We start from the raw sequence: 20,369 nt of genomic DNA, 5'->3' as shown, positions 1-20,369 counted from the left end.
CCCCCCCGGGGGGGGTGTTGGGGGGGCTGGGGCCGGGGGGCCCCCCGGTTTGGGGGGGCCCCCCACGGGGGCTGCCGGGAGGCCGCCCTCGATGGATAAGCCCAGGGCGGGATTTTTCAACTTTTTATCGTAACAATCATGATGCAAATGCCACATATGGAGTATTTCTCGCTTGTGCCTAGTGATACATGTCGCTATGTTGCTGTAAACGTTCACAGTCGCTGCGGACCAGGCGGCGGCATCCCTCACTGAGACAAGGACACACACATGCGACGCAGAGGAGCTATCGCGCTCGCCGCGGCGGCGGCACTCGGACTGACCGCCTGCGGCGGCCCCACAGAGGAGGAGCAGTCCTCCGAACTGGAGTGGGACGCCGAATCCCAGCAGTACGTCATCGAGGAGGACATCGCCTCAGGCAAAGTGCCGCTCAAGGTCTGGTTCGAGGAGGAGTACCTCGCCGAGGCCGCCATAGCGGCCTTCGAAGAGGAGTTCAAGGAGCAGTACCCGGACATCGAGATCGAGTACGAGCTCGTCACCAAGAACGACGCGGTGGAGAAGATGTCCCTCGCCGGCGAGGCCGGCAACGGCGCCGACGTCTACATGAGCCTCTACGACCAGGTGGCCCGCGCCATTGACGACGGCACCGCCGCACCCCTCGGCGAGTACACCGGCGTCCTCCAAGGGCGGATGAGCGAGGCCGCCACCAGCGTCGTTTCCGTCGAGGACCAGATGTACGCCGTCCCGGTCACCACCGAGTCGCTGGCGCTCATCTACAACGACACCCTCCTCCAGGAGCTCACCGGCTCCGACCAGCCCGCCACCACGTGGGAGGAGATCAAGGCCCTCGCCGCGACCTACAACGACCCCGCCGCCAACCGCTGGACGCTGCGCATGTCCACCGCCGAGATCTACCGCGCCTATCCGATCCTCTCCTCCATGGGATGGAAGGTCTACCCCGACAGCGATGTGGACGACCCCGGGTTCGACGACCCGGCCTTGACGGCCGCGCTCGACTACTACGGCGGCCTGCGGGACATCTACGACGTACCCAGCGCCGACAGCACCTGGGAGACCATCGAGGAGGGCTTCGCCAAGGGCGAGACCCCGTACGTGATCACCGGCCCCTGGAGCTTCTCACTGTTCGACGAAGGGGCCGCGGCGAACGGCTTCGAGTACGGCGTGACGACCCTGCCGGGCGTCGAGGGCGGCGGGACCGCCGGCTCCTTCGCGGGCATGCACGTCGCCGTCGTCTCCGGTTACTCCGAGTACCCGGCGGCCGCCCGCGTCTTCGCGAACTTCCTCGCGTCCGACACCGGTGCCGCCGCGGTCTACGGGGCTACCGGCCAGATTCCGGCGGTCAACGCCGATCTCCTCGCCGGCATCGAGGGGATCGAAGACGACCCCCACGTGGCGGGCATCGTGGCGCAGTCGGCCAACGCCGAGCTGATTCCGCAAGTGCCGCAGTACTTCTGGGAGACCGGCAACACCATGGTCATCGACGTGTGGGACGACCTCTCCGACGCCGCCGCGGCGCAGGAGAAGGCCGTGACGACCTACAACGAACTGCACGGGCTCTAGGGACCGAGCGCCGTGACCGCCATCGAGACCACCGAACACCCCGCTCCGGCACCGGACCGCGCCCCGCGCGGCCCGGGCCGGGCGGGCCCCGGAATGCCACCTGCGGCGCCCGGCCTCGCCTCGGCGCTGGTGTGGGGTGCGGGCCAGCTGCTCAACCGCCAGGCCGGCAAGGCCGCGTTCTTCTTCACGTTCTTCGCCGGCATGCTCGTCTGGGAGATCGCCACCGGCAACTACTACGTCGGCATGGAGTTCACCGCGCGTTTGAACGGCGGGTTCTTCGTCCGGGGCTTGTGGGGGCTCATCACGCTCGGCACGCAGCCGCGCGAGATGACCATGACCGGCCTCACCGAGGGCGACAACTCGATCGTCCTCATGGCCAACGGCCTCATCGCGTTCCTGACGCTGGCGCTGCTCGCGGTCATCTGGATCTGGAGCATCCGCGACGCGGCCGGCTACCGGGCCGAGCTGAACGCCGGCCGCCGCCCCGAGACCTCGCGCGCCTACTTCAAGCGCCTGTGGGAGAGCGCCTTCGCCTACATCGCCCTCTCCCCCGGCCTGGTCCTTCTCGTCTTCATGTCAGTGCTGCCGGTGCTGTTCGGCATCCTCGTGGCCTTCACGAACTACAACCGCGACAACCTGCCGCCGAAGAACCTCGTCAGCTGGGTCGGCACCGACAACTTCGCGACGCTCTTCGCCGTCCCCTCATGGACCGAGACGTTCGCAGGCATCCTCGTCTGGACCGTGGTCTGGGCCGTGATCGCCACGGTCACCACCTACGCCGCCGGCATGCTCCTGGCCGTGATGCTGGCAAGCAGGCGGGTCAAGTTCCCGCGCGTGTGGCGATCGGTGTTCCTCCTGCCGTGGGCGGTTCCCGCGATCGTCTCCGCCCTGGTGTTCCGCTCGATGTTCAACGGCCAGTTCGGGCCGGTCAGCCAGTGGCTGGTCGACATCGGGCTCACCGACGAGCGCGTCTACTGGTTCACCGACCCGACCAGCCCGAACCTGGCACGGGGCGTCGCGCTCCTGGTCAACCTGTGGCTCGGGTTCCCGTTCTTCATGGCACTGGTCGGCGGGGTCCTCGCGAACATCCCCGACAGCTACTACGAAGCGGCGCGCATCGACGGCGCCGGCGCCTTCCAGCAGTTCCGTTACATCACGGTGCCGATCGTCCAGCGGACGGTCACGCCGCTCATCATCCTGTCGTTCGTGCACAACTTCAACAACTTCGGGGTGATCTACTTCCTCACCGAGGGCGGTCCCGACAATGTGGACTACCGGTTCGCGGGGAGCACTGACCTGCTCGTTACCTGGCTGTTCAAGCTCACGCTCGACAACCGCCTCTACAACATCGGCGCGGTCATGAGCCTGGTCATCTTCGTCATCGTCGGCGCCATCTCGGTGCTGAACCTCAACCGCACCAAAGCGATCCGGGAGCTCTGACCCATGTCCGCCATTCCAGGGACCAACCGGACCCGCCGCGGCAGCGTCGAGGGTCGCCAGCGCATGCGCGACGGTGCCACCAGCGCGGTCATGCACCTCATCCTCGCCGTGGTCGCTGTCATCGTGATCTACCCGCTCGTCTGGGTCGTCGGCTCCTCCTTCGGCCCCGGCGGCGGACTGGCCAACGCCACCCCGATCCCCGAGAACGCGACGTTCGACAACTACGTGCACCTGTTCACGCAGACGAACTACGGACGCTGGTACCTCAACTCGCTCTACGTCGCCACGATCAACATGGTCGGGTCCGTCGCCCTCTCCGCCCTGTGCGGCTGGGTGTTCGCCCGCATCAGGTTCCGGGGCCGCAAGGCCAGCATGCTCGGCATCCTCATCCTCCAGATGTTCCCCAGCTTCCTGACCGCGATCGCCGTTTACATGCTGTTTCTTAACTTCGGCCTGCTCGACTCCCTCACGGGCCTCGCTCTGGTGAGCATCGCCGCGGCCCTGCCCTACAACACATGGCTCATGAAGGGCTATACCGACAACCTGCCCGCGAGCCTCGACGAGGCCGCCGCGCTGGACGGGGCCGGCAGGCTCACGATCTTCCGCAAGATCGTGCTCCCGCTCATGCGCCCCATGCTCACCTTCGTGGCGATCACGTCATTCACGGCGCCGTGGATGGACTTCATCCTGCCCCGGCTCCTGCTGCAGAGCAGCGACAAGCAGACCGTCGCGCTGGGGCTGTTCCAGATGATCACCGATCAGTACAGCAACGACTTCACCACCTTCGCCGCTGGCGCGGTGGCCCTCGCCCTGCCCATCACGATCCTCTACATCGTCCTGCAGCGCCACCTGGTCACCGGGGCCATGGCGGGCGCGGAGAAGGGATGAGCACCTTGAGGCCGCCAGCGGCCTCCCCGATTTCGGCGGCCAAGCGTCGCCGCAGCGGGCGCCCCGGCGCCCGACCCCCGATCGCAAAGGAGCGACACATGAGACGGATGATCGCGGTGGCCCTCACGGCCGCCCTGGGCTTCGTCGCGTTCGCCACGGCCTCCTCCCCGGCCCAGGCCGTGAGAGACGACTTCTACATGGGCGTCGACGTCGGCACCCTCGCCGAGGTCGAAGCCAGCGGCGAACGCTTCTACGACGGCGGCGTACAAGGCGACGCACTCGAGATCATGGCCGACAGCGGCGCCAACCTGGTGCGGCTGCGGCTGTGGAACAACCCGTACAGCACCTCGGGTCAGCCCTACGGCGGCGGCACCAACGACCTGGCGAAGACCATCGCGCTCGCGCAGCGCGCCAAGGCCCTCGGCATGGACGTGCTCCTCGACCTCCACTACTCCGACTTCTGGGCCGACCCGGGCAAGCAGATCAAGCCCAAGGCCTGGGCGAACATGTCCTACAGCCAGCTGACCACCGCGGTTCGGACCTACTCCCGCGACGTCGTCGCGCAGATGACCGCCGCGGGCGCCAAGCCCGACATCGTCCAGGTGGGCAATGAGATCACCAACGGGATGCTGCAGCCCACCGGCAGCACCTCCAACTGGTCGCAGCTCAGCGGCCTGCTCAAGGCCGGCATCGCGGGCGTACACGAGGGCGGCACCGGCATCGAGATCGCACTCCACCTCGACCGCGGCGGCAACAACGCCGCCTACCGCACCTGGTTCGACAACGCCCGCAATCAGGGAGTCCAGTACGACATCATCGCCATGTCCTACTACCCGTACTGGCACGGCACCATGAACCAGCTGCGCACCAACATGAACGACGTGGCCTCGCGCTACGGCAAGGACGTCATGGTCGTCGAGACCGCCTACGCCTGGACCCTCGCCGACGGCGACGGCCGCGGCAACATCTTCACCAGCAGCCACGCCAACGAATCCGGCTACCCCGCGACCGTGGCGGGCCAGACGCAGTTCCTGCGCGACCTCCAGGACGCCATCGCGGACGTCCCGAACGACCGCGGCCGCGGCCTGGTCTGGTGGGAGGCGGCCTGGACCGGAGACACCACCTGGGCCAAGCCGGCCGGCATGTCGTACATCAACGACCAGGCCGGCGAGAGCAACTCCTGGGACAACCAGACCCTGTTCGACCACAACGGGAACAAGCTATCGACGCTCGACTTCTTCGGCGAGGTCACCGGCGGCGGTGATCCGGGCACCGGTGAGAACGTGCTGGCCAACGGGGGCTTCGAGTCCGGCAGCGGCCGGACCGCGACCGGGTGGAGCGTGTGGGCGTCGAGCAGCACGAACCTCGACGCGGCCTTCCGCGAGACGCGCGGCAGCTTCCACCAGGGCGGCGCGAAGTTCACACACTGGAAGGCCAGCGCGTACACCGTCTCGACCTACCAGTCGCTGAGCGTTCCGAACGGGACCTACACGCTCACCGCCTGGATCATGAACGGCGGCGGCCAGAACGCCGCGCGCATGTACGCCAAGGGCTACGGCGGGTCCGAACGCCAGGCCAACCTTCCCGTGGCCTCGGCGTGGACGCAGGTGTCGCTCACCGGCGTCCAGGTCACCAACGGGCAAATTGAAATCGGGTTCTATTCGAACGCGAACCCCGGCAACTGGATCAACTTCGATTCAGTGAGCCTCACTCGCACCGTGTGAGGCGGGAGGGGGGCCGTCAGAGCAGGCGGCCTCCCTCGACATCGTCGGCTCGCTACTGGAACTCACGCAAGGGTTGAGAACAACTTGGCACGGAAACGACCCACGATCAACGACGTCGCAGCGGCCTCCGGCGTCTCCCGTGGCACGGTCTCGCGTGTCCTCAACGGCAGGACGAACGTCTCGCTGGCCGCTGAACTGGCGGTGCGGCGGGCGGTCGCCGAGACCGGATTCGTCGTCAACCGGGCCGCCCGGAGCCTGAAGACCAGCCGGACCGGGTCGGTCGTCATGGTGCTCTCGGAGCCGCAGGAGCGGCTGTTCGAGGACCCGAACTTCTCGGTGCTCATGCGCGTGGCCACCAACCGGCTCGCCGAGCGCGACATGTCCCTGGTGCTCATGATCGCCGGGGACGACGGCGGCCGCGACCGGGTCGCCCGCTACCTGCGCGGCGGCCACGCCGATGGGGCGCTGCTGATATCGACCCATGCCGACGATCCGCTGTTGGAGGCCATCGAGCGCTCGCATGTCCCCTCTGTTGCGTGCGGAGTGGTGCTCGGGCAGGAGCGCGTCGTCCCCTACGCCGCTGCCGACGACCGGGGCGGGGCCAGGCAAGCCACGTCCTACCTGCTCGAACAGGGCCGCAAGAAGATCGGCATGATCACCGGCCCCGTGGACACCCCGGGCGGGGCGCTGCGGATGGAGGGATTCACAAGCGTGCTGGGCCGCCGTGTCACCAAACGGATGGTGGTCCACGGCGACTACACGCAAGCCGGCGGTGAGAAGGCGATGCACGAGCTCCTGCAGCAGTTCCCGGCCCTGGATGCGGTCTTCGTCGCCTCCGATCTCATGGCCGCCGGCGCGCTCCAAGCGCTCCACGCGGCCGGGCGCAGCGTGCCCGGTGATGTGGCCGTCGCCGGATTCGACGACTCGGCGGTCGCCACCGCGACCAACCCGATGCTCACCACGATCCGCCAGCCGCTGTCCGAGGTCGCCGGAGAAGCGGTTCGCCTGCTGCTCGCCCTGCTCAACGAGCAGGAGGTCGATTCCGTCGTCCTGCCGACCGAATTGATCGTCCGCGACAGCACCTGAACAACGCGGCTCGACGAGCGACCACGCTCGACCGATGCCAGTGCTGAGGCGCGGCCGGAACCATATATCGAAGTTCTTGACTATAGACAAATGTAACGATATATTAATCCTCGCTGTGCACGTTCACAGTTTTCTGAACTGCATCAGCGACCCTCACGACTCTCCTTGAAGGAGCACTCATGTCAATGCAACGACGGACCTTTCTCGGCCTGGGCATGGCCGGGGCCGTGGGAGTGGGCGCGTCCCTCTTCGGCGCAGGCGCCGCGCTCGCCGATCCGGCACCGGCCAACCCGTTCGCCGTGGGCGTGCGCCGGTACAACTGGACCCGTGGCAGCCGCCCGTGCACGACCTACGTCTACTACCCCGCCACCGGCACCGCCGGTGGCAATCCGGTCACCGACGCCCCGGTCGCCAACGGGGTGTTCCCCGTCTACAACATGACCCACGGTTACGGCAGCAGCCCGCAGAACTCCCTGTTCATCATCCGGGCCCTCGCGGCGGCGGGCTTCGTCGTCCCCGCCCCGCACTTCAACCACAATTTCACCGACGTCAACAACGGCAACACCTCCAAGGACGTCTCGCAGATCATCACCAACACCCTCGCTCTCAACACAAGCGGACCGCTCGCCGGGCACCTCCGCACCGACATCGGCGTCGGCGTCTCCGGCCACTCCCTGGGCGGCATGGTCACCCACGGCCTGCTCACCTCCTGGCCCGACAGCCGCATCATCTCCGCCAACCCGCAGTCCTGCGTGGACATGGGCAACCCTTCCAGCTCTGTCAACGCCAAGGTCCTGTTCGTCCACGGCGACCAGGACTCGACCACCTCGTACTCCTCGGCCCGGCAGGCGTACACAGAGATGACCTGGCCGAAGGCGTTCCTCACCTTTGTCGGCGGCAGCCACACGAGCTTCTGGAGCGACCAGCGCTTCCCGCGCACGGTCGTCGACTGGGCACGCTGGACGATGTACGGCGACACCGCCGCCCGCGACCGCCTGCCCGCCGACGCCTCCGGCTCCGGCACTCGCTGGGAGTCCGCGCTGGGCGACACCACGCCCACCGAGCCCGGCACGTACCGACTGGTCGCGCAGCACAGCGGGAAGTACGCCGACATCAACGGCGTCTCCACCTCGGCCGGCGCGCTGCTGCACCAGTGGTCAAGCACCGGCCGCACCAACCAGCAGTTCCAGTTCATCGACACCGGCGACGGCCACTTCAAGATCAAAGCCCGCCACTCCGGCCTGGTCCTCCAAGTCGCGAGCAACAGCAACGGCGCCGACATCACCCAGCAGACCGACACCGGTGCCACCAGCCAGCAATGGCGCCTGACCGACCACGGCAACAACGTCGTCAGCATCATCAACCGCCAATCCGGCCTGGCCATGGACGTCTTCGAACGGTCCACCGCCGATGGCGCCCGCATCTCCCAGTACACCCCCAACGGCGGCACCAACCAGCGCTTCACCCGCCAAGCGGTCTGATCCGCGACGAAGCGATTAGAACGATTCAGTTCCACCCGCAGTGACGGCGCCGGCGGCCTACCCGGCGTGAAACGCCGGCGCCGTCCCGGTCGGGTCCTCCCTCAACGACTTCGGAGTGAACATGCCCACGTCAACCTCTCGACGGGCGAGACGCCTGCGAGCACCCGTGGCGGCGGTCACCGGCCTGGTGGCCGCCGCCGCGGCCACCATGATGGCGGTGAACGCCGCCGACGCTGCGACCACCCGCTACGAGGCCGAGACGGCCCCGGCCGTCTGCGACGGCGCGATCGAGTCCAACCACGCCGGGTACTCCGGTTCGGGGTTCTGCAACTCCACCAACGTGGTCGGGGCCTCGTCCCGATTCACGATCAACGCCGCGAGCGCGGGCACCGCCACCTTGGCGATCCGGTACGCGCACGGCGGCACCGACACCCGCTCGGCCAACATCCTGGTCAACGGGTCCACGGTGCAGTCGGCGAGCGCGTTCGCCGCGACCGGCGGGTGGACGGCCTGGTCGACCAAGACCGTCACCATTCCGGTGAACGCCGGGAGCAACGCCGTCCAGCTGTCAGCTTCGACGGCCGCCGGCCTGCCGAACATCGACTACGTCGAGGTCACCGACAGCGGTGAGCCGACCGGTGAACCCACGACGGGCGGGCCGGGACAGGGCGGCGACGGCCGGTATGAGGTCGAGGCGCTGACGCGCGGCGTCACCGTCGTACCCTCGGGCAGCGGGCGACTCGTGTCCTGGCGGCTGCTGGGCACGGACGCCGAGAACACGGCCTTCAACGTCTACCGCGACGGCACCAAGGTCAACGCCTCGCCACTGACCGGGGCGACAAACTACCTCGATACCGGCGGATCCTCGTCTTCGCAGTACACGGTCCGGACGGTCGTGAACGGCACCGAGGGCGCCGCTTCCGGCGTCGAGGCGGCCTTCAACTCCAGCGGCTACAAGGACATCCCGATCCAGAAGCCCTCCGGCAGCGGGTTCACCTACGAGGCCAACGATGTCAGCGTCGGCGACCTGGACGGCGACGGCGACTACGAGTACATCGTCAAGTGGTATCCCTCCAACGCGAAGGACAACGCGCAGGCCGGGGTCACCGGCAACACGATCATCGACGCCTACAAGCTCGACGGCACCCGCATGTGGCGCATCGACCTGGGCCGCAACATCCGCTCGGGCGCGCACTACACCCAGTTCCAGGTGTTCGACTACGACGGCGACGGCAAGGCCGAGATCGCCATGAAGACCGCCGACGGCACCCGCGACGGGGCCGGCACCGTGATCGGCAACGCCAGTGCCGACCACCGCAACGGCGAGGGCTACATCCTCTCCGGTCCGGAGTTCCTGACGGTCTTCAACGGCCAGACCGGCGCCGCAATGGACACCGTCGACTACAACCCGCCGCGCGGGAACGTGTCCGGCTGGGGCGACAACTACGGCAACCGCGTCGACCGGTTCCTCGCCGGAACGGCCTACCTCGACGGCGAGACCCCGTCGATGGTCTTCGCCCGCGGCTACTACACCCGCTCGGTGATCTGGGCCGTCGACTGGAACGGCACCGACCTCACCACCCGCTGGACCTTCGACTCCAACACCGCCGGATCGCAGTATGCGGGCCAAGGCGCGCACAGCCTCTCCATCGCCGACATGAACGGCGACGGCAACCAGGACGTCGTCTACGGCGCCATGGCGGTCGGCTCCAACGGCCAGGCGCTCTGGAACACCCGGTTCGGCCACGGCGACGCCCTGCACGTCTCGGACTTCATCCCCAGTCGCGCCGGTCAAGAGGTGTTCATGGTGCATGAAGCCGGGAACCAGCCCTCCTCCCACCTGAACGCCTCGAACGGGCAGGTCCTGTTCCAGACCGGCGCGAGCGGCGACAACGGCCGGGGGGTCGCGGCGAACGTCCTGGCGTCCAATCCGGGGGCGGAGTACTGGTCGGCTAATGTAGGCGGCCTGCTCAACGCCTCCGGCCAGAACATCGGATCGAAGCCCGGCTCGATGAACTTCCTGTCCTGGTGGGACGGCGACGGCGAGCGCGAGCTGCTCGACGGCACCCAGATCACCAACTACCCGTCGGGGACGCTCTTGAGCGGCTCCGGTGTCACGTCGAACAACGGCACCAAGTCAACGCCGGCGCTGTCGGCGGACCTGTTCGGGGACTGGCGTGAAGAGGTCGTCTGGAAGACCTCGGACAGTTCGGCGCTGCGGATCTACGCCACGCCGCACCAGACGAACCTGCGCATCGCCACCCTGATGCACGACGTCCAGTACCGCGTCGCCATCGCCTGGCAGAACACCGCGTACAACCAGCCGCCGCACCCGAGCTTCTACATCGGCTCGGATGTCACCGCCTATCCCTGGCCCGACATCCACACCCCGTAGAAGCCCCGCGGGGCCCGGACGCCGTGCCGGAACGCCCGGGCCCCGCGGTCCAAGCAGATTCCCTTTCCTTTCGAACGGCTCCGGCGGCGACGCCGGGGCCGACGCTTCCTGGAGCCTCCATGCGCACTCCCGACACACCCCGCCTGCTCGAATCCAAACTCAGCCGGCGCACCCTGGCCGGCCTCGTCGCCGGCACGGCCGCCGGCAGCCTCTTCGGCGCCGCTCCCGCCCACGCGGCCTTCGCGACCGACACCTGGTACCTCCTCCAAAGCCGCCATTCGGGGCTGGTGTTCGACATCGAGGGACGCTCCACTGCGAACGGCGCAGCTCTGGTGCAGTGGAACCGCACCGACGCGACCAACCAGCAGTTCCGCTTCGTCGACGCCGGCGGCGGCTACTACAAGATCCAGGCCCGCCACTCGAACCTGGTGATCAGCGTCCAGGGCAGCAGCCGCGACAACGGTGCGGTCGTCGTCCAAGCGAGCGACAGCGGCGGTACGAACCAGCAGTGGCAGATCCTCGACGACGGCGCTTACCTGCGTTTCGTCAACCGGAACTCGGGCAAGGCGCTCGACGTCTGGGAGCGGTCGACCACCGCCGGCGGCCGCATTTCCCAGTACGACTCCAACGGGGGCACGAACCAGCAGTTCAGGGCGCTCCCAGTCGGGGCCCCGCCGGGCGACGGGACGCCGACGATCTTCATCGCCTCGGACTCGACCGCGCAGACCTACAACTCCGGCTACTACCCCCAGATGGGCTGGGGCCAGAAGCTCGCGGGCTACTTCGACGCGAACACGACGGTGGCCAACCACGCCATCGGCGGGCGCTCCTCGCGCTCGTTCATCAACGAAGGCCGCCTGACAACGATCCTCAACGCGATCCGGCCCGGCGACTACCTCTTCGTCCAGTTCGGACATAACGACGCCACGGTCTCGCGACCCGAGCGGTACACCTCCCCCGCGGACTACAAGATGTACCTGCGGGACCACTACATGGCCGGTGCGACCGCGCGCGGCGCCATCCCAGTCCTGCTCACCCCCGTCTCGCGGCGCGACTACGACTCCAGCGGCAACTTCCGGGTCTCGTTCCCCGATTACGTGAACAGGGTCTACGAACTCGCCAACGAGACCGGTGTGGCGATGATCGACCTCTCGGCCCGCTCGCGCGCCTACCTCAACGGCATCGGGCCCGAAGCGGCCAAACGCGTCTTCCTGCACTTGACCGCGGGCCAGTACCCGGCCTTCCCCAACGGCGTCGCCGACAACACCCACTTCCAGGAGCACGGCGCGAACCAGATGGCGCGCATCGTCTCCGAAGGCGCCAAGGCACTGCCACTCCCGATCGCAGCGCACGTCAAGTAGACCGCCGGGAGCGCCGGGCCTCCGGCTCGGCGCTCCCTAACTGCCACAACCCATTCGACTCTCCAGAGATTGGAGCGCTCATGCGCTTCTCCCCCGCGCGATGGCTGCGGCGGTCGGCGACCTTCCTGGCCGCCGCCGCAGTAGTCCTCGCCTTCCTCGTCATCGCCCCCACTGGGGCCTCGGCCGCGCCTGACGCCTCGGCCTGGTACGTCATCCAGTCGAGGTCCTCGGGACTCGTCTTCGAGATCCAGGGCGGCTCCACCGCGACCGGTGCCGGTCTAGTGCAGGCGAACCGGACCGACGCCCAGCACCAGCAGTTCCGCTTCATCGACGCCGGCGGCGGGTACTACCGGATCCAGGCCCGCCACTCGGGCCAGGTGCTCGACGTCTGGGGAAAGAGCCTGGCCGACGGCGCGACCATCGCCCAGTACACCGACCAGAACTCCACCAACCAGCAGTGGCAGGTCCAGGAGAGCGGCGGCTACGCCACGATCATCAACCGGCTCTCCGGGAAGGCCCTCGACGTCTGGGAACGCTCGACGACCCCGGGCACCCGCATCAGTCAGTACACCGCCAACGGCGGCACCAACCAGCAGTTCCAGCTCATCCCCGTCGACGACGAGGGCGGACCGGGCGGCAGCCTCGAAGGCTGCACCGGCACCGCGTCGATCACCTGCCGCTACAACGTCGCACCGGGCACCTACGACGTCACCGTGGTCCTCGGCGGCGCACAGGCCGGCTCGACCTCGGTCACCGCGGAAGCGCGCCGCACCATGCTCGGCACCACTACCACTGCGGCCGGCCAGCAGGTCACCAAGAGCTTCACCGTCAACGTACGCAACCCCGAAGGCCAACCCACCGGCTCCACCGGCAGCCAGGGCCTCGACCTGTACTTCAGCGGATCCGCGCCGCGCCTGAGCAGCGTCACCGTCACGCCCGCACGCCAACCGCAGCTGTTCCTCGCCGGGGACTCCACCGTCTGCGACCAATCCACCCGGCCGTACACCGGCTGGGGGCAGCAGCTCCCGCAGTACTTCAACCAGGGCCTCTCCGTAGCGAACTACGCCGACTCGGGCGACAGCTCCGGCTCGTTCCTCTCCGATTCTCGGCTCTTCCCGACGATGCGCCCGCTCATCCGACCCGGCGACGTGGTGCTCATCCAGTTCGGGCACAACGACAAGCAGACGAACGCCGCGACCTTCAGGAGCAACCTCACCCGCCTGATCGACGGTGTGGAAGCCCAAGGCGGCGTGCCGGTCCTCGTCACGCCGATCGTCCGCCGCTGGTTCAACAGCGACGGCACCCTCAACAACGGCACCGCCCTCCACGTCAACGGTGTCGGCGTCGACCTCCCCCGCGAGATGCGGACCCTCGCGCAGCAGCAGGGCGTGGACCTCATCGACCTGACCGCACTCACCAAGCAGCTGGTCGAGCAGCTCGGCCCGGAGCGCTCCAAGGCCCTGTTCCTCACCAACGAGGCGAGCGACAACACCCACACCTCGGAGTACGGCGCCGACCAGTTCGCGCAGCTCGTCCGCAACGAGATGCGCACCCAGGGGATCGTCCCCGCCGGCTTGTTCCGCTGACACCGAAAGGAACCATTCATGAGACCCCCGCAACGCAGTGCCGCCGGTGCATCGGCGGCACTGGTACTCGCCGGGGCGCTGGTAGGCGCCCTCGGACCGGCCGCGCCAGCCGCGGCCCTCTACGGAGAGGCGGACCTCCAGCCGATCGAGAGCAATCTCGCCGCGAAGCCCTGGGTGGTGGCGACCGCCGCCAGCGGCGCCGAGACCGCCGCGCTGGCCGTCGACCAGGACGCCGACACCGCTTGGCTGGCCACTGAATCCGGCCCGGGTCAGTGGCTGCAGCTCGATTTGGGCGGCGCCTACGACAACCTCCGGAAGGTCCACGTTGTCTTTCCTGATCCCGGCGCCGTCTACCAGTACGTCGTCGAGGCCTCTCCGGACGGCGAGTCGTGGGATCGCATTGCGGACCGGTCGGCCGGCGCCGCACCGGGCTCGGGCGGCGTGGATCTGTTCACGCAGCCCGGAACGCGGTTCGTGCGCGTCGCCCTCACCGCGGCATCTCCCGGTGCGGCGATCGGCATCAGCGAGCTGGAGGTCTTCAACTACCTGCGGGACGATGTCGTCCTCGGCGCGGACCTGTCCTGGATGGACGATCCCAGTGGCCGTCAGTACTGGGTGCACCCGCAGTCCGAGGACCGCGGCGCGGGCCCTCACCTGCTGGACGTCATGCAGGACCGCGGCATGGAGTACACGCGACTGCGCGTGTTCAACGAGCCCCGGAACGAGTCCACCGGCAGCCTGAACGCGGTGCCCTACCAAGGGCCCGAGCGGACCTTGACCTCGGCGCAGTGGGTCGAGGAGCGCGGTCTCGGACTCGGGATCGACTTCCACTACGCCGACTCGTGGGCCGACCCGGGCAAGCAGCCCAAACCGCGAGCCTGGGCCGAACTGGAATTCGACGAGCTCACCGACGCGGTCTACGACTACACCCACGACTACGTGTCGCAGCTCGTCGCGCAAGGGACCGTGCCGGACAAGGTCGCGGTCGGCAACGAGATCGCCAACGGGTTCATGTGGGGCAGCGAAGCCGTCGGGGCGCCCTCCACTGAGGCGGTGCACGCGGGCGCGAACCCGGCGTACTTCCGCAACCAGGCGTCGGTCTACCAGTCCCAGCCCGGCGGCGGCATCCTGTGGCAGTACCGGTACTCCGAGAACCCGGCCGAACGCCAGCTGTACCTCGACTCCTGGGACCGATTCACGACACTCCTGGCCGCCGGCATCGCGGCGGTCCGCGACGCCTCCCCCGAATCCGAAGTAGAACTCCACTCGGTGGTCGGTCGCATCAGCGGCATGGGCAAGGCCGGCGAGTACTGGCAGCAGCTGACCACCCGCCTGAATGCCAAGGGCCAGGACTTCGACGTGCTCGGCCTCTCGTACTACCCCGAGCACCACGGCAGCCTAGCCCAGATGGAGGCGAACCTCCACACGCTCGCGACCACGTACCCGCAGTACAAGCTGGAGATCGCCGAGACTTCGTACCCGGCCACGGGCGGTGGCACGCAGCCCAACTCGACGTTCCCGCGCACGGTCCAAGGCCAGGCCGACGCGATCCAGCACGTGTTCCAGATGGTCAACGACGTCGTCGACAACCAGGGCGCCGGGGCTCTCCTGTGGGAGCCGGCGAGCTGGCAGTCGATGTTCCGCTCGGTGCCCGGCATAGCGAACACCTCCGAGCCGAATGCCTCGATCGACGTCTACAACCGCAGCCGCGCAACGCATGTCGTCGAGGACACGGTCTACACGGCGGTCGAGGCTGGCGGCGCTCTCGCCCTGCCCGAGACGGTGCAGGTGCTGACCACCGCAGACGGCACCGAAGCGGCGGTCCCGGTGGCATGGGACGACCCGCCCTCAGGGGCGACCGGCACCGCCGGCCGGGTCGAGGTCGCCGGCACGACCGAGTACGGCGAAGTGACCGCGGTGATCGATGTCGTGGACGAGTTCGCCGCCGTCGCATGCGATGCAGAGGTGAGCGGCACGCATTACGGTCCGCTCGCGGTCGCCTCGGGCACCACCTGCCTAAGCGAAGGGTCGCGCGTGTATGGGCCGGTGAACGTCGCAGAAGGGGCCGCACTGGTCACGGACGGCGCCCGGATCACCGGCCCGCTCTCCGCGAACGGAGCGGCACTGATCATGCTGTGCGGCACGAACGTCAGCGGACCGGTGAGCCTCGCCGGAAGCGCCTCGGTCACCCTGGGCAATCCCGCCCACGGCTGCGATCCGAACCAGGTATCCGGTCCGGTGACCGTGGTCGGGACGAACGGGTGGAACGTGATCGCGGGCAACGAGATCAGCGGTCCGCTGTCGTGCACTGGCAGTGCACCGGCCCCCGTGAACAACGGTGCGGCCAACGAAGTGAAGGGACCCAGGACCGGGCAGTGCGCCGGCCTCTGACCCGACGGACCTGCGGCCGCCCGCGCCAGGGCGGCCGCAGCGCCATATCGGAGCTCAGGAAGTGGATTCCCGCCGGATGACGGTGAACGGGGCGGTGAACTCACGCGGAGGCGTATCGGGGTCGGCGATCCGCGCGACGACGAGTTCGACCGCCTTGGCGGCCTTCCACCGGTGATCGGGGCTGACCGTGGACAGCGAGGGAATGTAGACCGCGGATTCGGGGACGTCGTCGAACCCGATGACGCGCATGTCGCCCGGGACGCTGACACCCCGGTCCTGCAGGCCGCGCATGACCCCCATCGCAGTGGTGTCGTTGAAGGCCACCACGCCGTCGATGCCCAGATCCGCGTCGGCGATCCGGTGTCCGGTGGCCCGGGCGCCTTCCCGCGTGAGCGCATCGACCGTGAACCGCAGTTGCGGATCGGGCTTGATCCCGCGGTTCTCCAGCGCGGAGCGGTAGCCGTTGTAGCGGCGGGTGAACATGGTGAGGCGGTGCAGATCGCCCCCGGTCACGACCGCGATGCGCTGGCATCCCTGATCGATCAGGTGCTCGGTGGCCGCGGCGGTGCCGGCTTCGTTCGGCACTGTGACGTGGTCGAAGCGGCCTGCCAGGTCCTGCTGGCCGAGCAGCACGATCGGATTGCCGTTGTCGGGCACCAGCGACTCGATCTCCACTGCCGACAGGATGAGCCCGTCGAACTGAAGCCTGCGCGACTGGTCGATCGCCGCGGCCTCGCCGGTGGCGAGGGCCCCGGTCTGCTCGATCGCGACGTGGTAGCCGTGGCCCCGCGCCTCCTCGATGACCAGTTCGGCAAGCATCCCGAAGTAGGCGTTGCCGATCTGGGGGACGGCGAGCCCGATGACCCCGCTGCGCCCTGACCGGAGGTGCCGCGCCGCGGCGTTGACCTGGTAGCCGGATTCGCGAATCGCCGCCAGGACCCGTTCACGGGCTCTGTCGCTGACGGGGACCCGGTCGTTGACGACGTTGGAGACGGTCATCGGGGATACGCCCGCGAGCCGCGCGACGTCGCTCATGGTGACCTTGCCGCGATTCACCGCACCCACCGCCCGTTTCCTGCCCGAATGCTTTGGCACCTCCACCGCAGCGAACGCGAGGACTCGCATCGCGGCGGGCGCCATCGCATCGAATCCTATCGAACACCACTGGACGCATCGGCGGCCATCGATTGCCGCTGGCGTAACGGCGACATCAGGGGCAGAACGGCCGGCGCCCGGCCGGTGGATCCGGCCGGGCGCTGGTCATGCGGTCGTGGCGGTCACTCTCCTGAGGGTGCGGGGAACTGGACGCCGCTGGCGACCGGCGTACCGAAGTTCGGTGTGCCGTCCGCGTTCCAGGTGATCTTCTGGACGCGCGTCTGGCGGGTGTCGCCGCAGCCTTGGCTGGTCGAGGTATTGCCGTGGTAGACCAGCCACTGCTCGGTGCCGTCCGGCGAGGTGAAGAACCCGTTGTGGCCCGGCCCGTAGACGCCGTTGCCGCGCTGGAGCACCGGCGTCGACTTCTTGGTCCACGACGAGGCCGAAAGTGGGTTCGAGCCGGTGAGCTCGAGCAGCCCCAGCTTGTAGTCCGGCGTGTTGCACGAGGAGGCCGAGAACGTCACGAACGTCCTCCCGTCGTGCTGGAGCACGGCCGGGGCCTCGTTGACGCGCCCACCAATGGTCTCCCAGCTGTGGCTGGGCCGCGAGATCGTGGCGTGCGCGCCGGTGACGGTCCAGGGGTTCGACATGGCCGCGATGCGGATCGACTGGTCCGCGCCGACCCATTCGCTCCACATCAGGTAGAGGCTGCCGTTCAACTCCAGGTACGAGCCGTCGATGTTCCACTGGTTCGGCAGCGGCGTGCCCATGAACTCGTACGGCCCCATGGGGGTCGAGCTCGTCGAGCGCAGCACGTGGAGCTTCTGTCCGTCGAGGTTCGTCTGCGAGTTCCCGGAGGTGTACATCAGGTACCAGACGCCGTTGATGCGGTGGAACTCCGGCGCCCAGTGCGAGCAGCAGCGGCTCGGGGTGTTCGCGTCGTTCCAGACCACGGTGTCGCTCGCGGTCTTCAGACCGGCCAGGGTGGTGGCGCGGCGCATGATGACCGTTGAGCTCCAGGTGGTGGTGGACATGTAGTAGTAGCCGTCCCAGTACTCGATCCAGGGGTCGGCGCCGTTGCTGCGGATCGGGTTGGCGAGGGTGGTCTGGCTGCCGCCGCCGACCTGGTTCAGCCGCCACTTCTGGGCGTTCGAGCCCTCGTACGTGTACTGCGAGATGCGGCTGCCCGGAGTGGTCGACCATTCCCACAGGTCGAGGGCCTTGCCCGAGAGCCGGTTGATGAAGCTGTACGAGCCGTCCGAGTGCTCGCGCACGGACCACTGCTGGTTCGTGCCGCCGAGGTCGTTCCACTGCGCGATGGTCGCGCCGTCCGCGGTGTTCTTCTGGTAGAGGTCAAGCACCATATTCGTGTGCCTGACCTGGATCTTGTAGTAGCCGCCGCCGGCGTCCACGAACCGGAACTGCTGGTTCGTGCCGTCGGTGCGGTTCCATTGGGTGAGTTCGGCTCCGGCCGCAGTCGACGCGTTCTTGACGTCGAGGGCGAGACCGGAGTGGGCGCTGGTGATGACGTACCAGGTGCCGGGTGTGACGGCGGCCTGAGCCGGGGCGTTGGAGGCCGCGACGAGGCCGAGGGCCGTGAGTGCGGTGGTGAGCGCGAGCGCGAGGAAAGTGCGCCAGCGCCGGCGAGTGTGCAGTGGCATGGTCAGCTCCCGTTCAGGACGGGCCAGCCCGCCGAGTTCCATTCGATCTTCTCGATGTCGAGCGCGAAGCCGCCGCCCGAGCCGTACGCGTGGTACGCCATGAATCCTCTGTGGATCGATTGCCCGCCGGAGGCGACGTTGCCGCCGTACGCCCCGAGGACCACGGTGCCGCCGCCGTTGCGCATGTCGACGCCGGCGGCGTCGACGAACGGTCCGGTCGGCGAGGTCGAGCGGCCCACGGTGATCTTGTAGGTCGAGTTCGCCCCGGCGCAGCAGGTGCCGATCGAGGTGAACAGGTAGTAGTAGCCGTTGTGGTAGGTCATGGACGGGCCTTCGATGCCGCCGCTCTTGGTGGCGAGGCGGATCGGGGTGGCGCCGGCCTTGGGCTTGCCTGAGGGCCAGTCGAGCTCGATGGTGTGGATGCCCTGTTGCCAGGAGCCGAAGACCATCCAGTGCTTGCCCGCGGCGTCCACGACGATGTTCGCGTCGATCGCGTTGTAGGCGTTGCCGTTGTAGGACTGGAAGACCACGCCCTTGTCGGTCCAGCCGAAGTTGGACGCGGACGGGTCGAGGCTGGGGCTGGTGGCGAGGCCGATGGCCGAGCGCTGGGAGCCGAAGGTCGAGACCGAGTAGTAGAGGTAGTAGAGGCCTTGGGCGGCGTCGTAGTGGATCTCGGGCGCCCAGATGTTCTCGGAGCCGGGGATCTGCTGGGAGGTCCAGGCGGGCTTGGTGTTCCACATGTATCCGGCGTGCTGCCAGGTCTGGCCGCCGTTGGTGGAGCGGAAGATCGGGGGCGTGCCGCCGCCGAAGCGGCCGTCACCGGTGGCGTAGACGAACCAGGGCTGCCCGGTGCACCCGGCCCACAGGGCGGGGTCGTGGGCGCCGAGGGTGCCGCCGATACTCGGCGGCTGCGTCGGGCCGCTCGCGCAGTCGGTCTGGCCGGGGTTGCCGGTGCCGAGGGCGGTGAGGGACCACTGCTGGTTGGTGCCGCCGGTGGCGGTGTACTGGGAGATGCGCCCGCCCGCGGCGGTCGACCACTCCCACACGTCGAGCGCCTTGCCCGACAGGCGGTTCACGAAGGACGCGTAGCCGCCGGACTCGGTGACCGTCCACTGCTGGTCGGTGGCGTTCGCGTCAGTCTCTTGGACGACGTTCGCGCCGTCGGCGGTGGACTGGTTCTGCAGGCCGAGGACTTTGCCGCTGTGCCGGGATTGAATGCGGTAGTAGCCCCCTCCCGCGTCGACGAACTTGAACTGCTGGTTGGTCGCGTCGGTGCGGGTCCACTGGATGAGGCCGGCATTCTCGGCGGTGGAGCGGCCATCGATGTCGAAGACCAGGCCGGAGTGGCGGCTGGTGAGGACGTAGTCCGCGCTGGTGTCGATGGCCGCGTTCGCGGTCGTGGGCGCGAGGAAGGCCAGGCCTGCCGCCGCGATGATCGCGGCGGCGAGCCCGGCGTACCAGGATCTGCGCCGCCCGTGCTGCTTGCTCATGTGCGTACCGATCTCTTGTGAGGAATAGAGATTCGTCGATGTTATCGGACACATGGATCGTTACACAAGAGTTCGAGCAATGGCAATCGAACCGGTTGCCATCCCCGCGCCAAGAGGTTGGGGGCGGAGCTGTCCCTGAGGCCGTTGTCAAGATGCAGCTGAACACCATACAATCGGCAAGCGCATTCCGCGC

The 20,369-nt window shown here is 68.1% G+C and carries 13 protein-coding genes; 10 read left to right on the top strand and 3 right to left on the bottom strand.

Annotated elements, in window-relative coordinates; translation table 11 throughout:
• Positions 1–267: 267 nt before the first annotated feature.
• From O2L52_RS00400 to O2L52_RS00355, 10 genes are all read left to right on the top strand, one after another.
• Positions 268–1,578 carry an extracellular solute-binding protein gene (locus tag O2L52_RS00400; protein WP_270113301.1) on the top strand — a complete coding sequence of 437 codons (1,311 nt, stop codon included), beginning with the start codon at positions 268–270 and terminating at the stop codon, positions 1,576–1,578.
• Positions 1,579–1,590: 12 nt separating this feature from the next.
• Positions 1,591–3,018, top strand: a complete 1,428-nt coding sequence (locus O2L52_RS00395; RefSeq protein WP_270113300.1) for a carbohydrate ABC transporter permease — start codon at positions 1,591–1,593, stop codon at positions 3,016–3,018.
• Positions 3,019–3,021: 3 nt separating this feature from the next.
• Positions 3,022–3,906, top strand: a complete 885-nt coding sequence (locus O2L52_RS00390; RefSeq protein ID WP_270113299.1) for a sugar ABC transporter permease — start codon at positions 3,022–3,024, stop codon at positions 3,904–3,906.
• 98 nt (positions 3,907–4,004) lie between these two features.
• On the top strand, positions 4,005–5,630 hold the full coding sequence (locus O2L52_RS00385) for a glycoside hydrolase family 53 protein (protein ID WP_270113298.1): 1,626 nt from the start codon (positions 4,005–4,007) through the stop codon (positions 5,628–5,630).
• An 84-nt stretch (positions 5,631–5,714) separates the two neighbouring features.
• On the top strand, positions 5,715–6,716 hold the full coding sequence (locus O2L52_RS00380) for a LacI family DNA-binding transcriptional regulator (protein WP_270113297.1): 1,002 nt from the start codon (positions 5,715–5,717) through the stop codon (positions 6,714–6,716).
• A 179-nt stretch (positions 6,717–6,895) separates the two neighbouring features.
• Positions 6,896–8,197: an RICIN domain-containing protein gene (locus O2L52_RS00375; protein ID WP_270113296.1), complete on the top strand. Its 1,302-nt coding sequence runs from the start codon at positions 6,896–6,898 to the stop codon at positions 8,195–8,197.
• A gap of 166 nt (positions 8,198–8,363) precedes the next feature.
• Positions 8,364–10,592: a rhamnogalacturonan lyase family protein gene (locus O2L52_RS00370; protein WP_270113295.1), complete on the top strand. Its 2,229-nt coding sequence runs from the start codon at positions 8,364–8,366 to the stop codon at positions 10,590–10,592.
• A gap of 119 nt (positions 10,593–10,711) precedes the next feature.
• Positions 10,712–11,953, top strand: coding sequence for an RICIN domain-containing protein (locus O2L52_RS00365; RefSeq protein ID WP_270113294.1), 1,242 nt, complete (start codon positions 10,712–10,714; stop codon positions 11,951–11,953).
• 80 nt (positions 11,954–12,033) lie between these two features.
• A complete protein-coding gene (locus tag O2L52_RS00360) occupies positions 12,034–13,539 on the top strand; it encodes an RICIN domain-containing protein (protein WP_270113293.1) in 1,506 nt (501 codons plus the stop codon).
• Between the two features lie 18 nt (positions 13,540–13,557).
• Positions 13,558–15,930, top strand: a complete 2,373-nt coding sequence (locus O2L52_RS00355; protein WP_270113292.1) for a glycosyl hydrolase 53 family protein — start codon at positions 13,558–13,560, stop codon at positions 15,928–15,930.
• Positions 15,931–15,984: 54 nt separating this feature from the next.
• Here the strand turns inward: O2L52_RS00355 and O2L52_RS00350 are convergent, their stop codons facing one another.
• The 3 genes from O2L52_RS00350 to O2L52_RS00340 all read right to left on the bottom strand — a co-directional run bounded on the left by O2L52_RS00350 (position 15,985) and on the right by O2L52_RS00340 (position 20,176).
• Positions 15,985–16,995 carry a LacI family DNA-binding transcriptional regulator gene (locus O2L52_RS00350; RefSeq protein WP_270113291.1) on the bottom strand — a complete coding sequence of 337 codons (1,011 nt, stop codon included), beginning with the start codon at positions 16,993–16,995 and terminating at the stop codon, positions 15,985–15,987.
• Between the two features lie 212 nt (positions 16,996–17,207).
• Entirely contained in the window at positions 17,208–18,686 is a 1,479-nt protein-coding gene (locus tag O2L52_RS00345) for a family 43 glycosylhydrolase (protein ID WP_270113290.1), read from the bottom strand.
• Positions 18,687–18,688: 2 nt separating this feature from the next.
• Entirely contained in the window at positions 18,689–20,176 is a 1,488-nt protein-coding gene (locus O2L52_RS00340) for a family 43 glycosylhydrolase (protein WP_270113289.1), read from the bottom strand.
• Positions 20,177–20,369: the final 193 nt, after the last annotated feature.

This window comes from Glycomyces algeriensis, from assembly GCF_027622855.1.
In the GTDB taxonomy this organism is placed as follows: Bacteria; Actinomycetota; Actinomycetes; order Mycobacteriales; family Micromonosporaceae; genus Glycomyces; species Glycomyces algeriensis.
The sequence above is the reverse complement of the archived record's forward strand: the minus strand, read 5'-3'. Positions and strand labels throughout refer to the sequence as shown.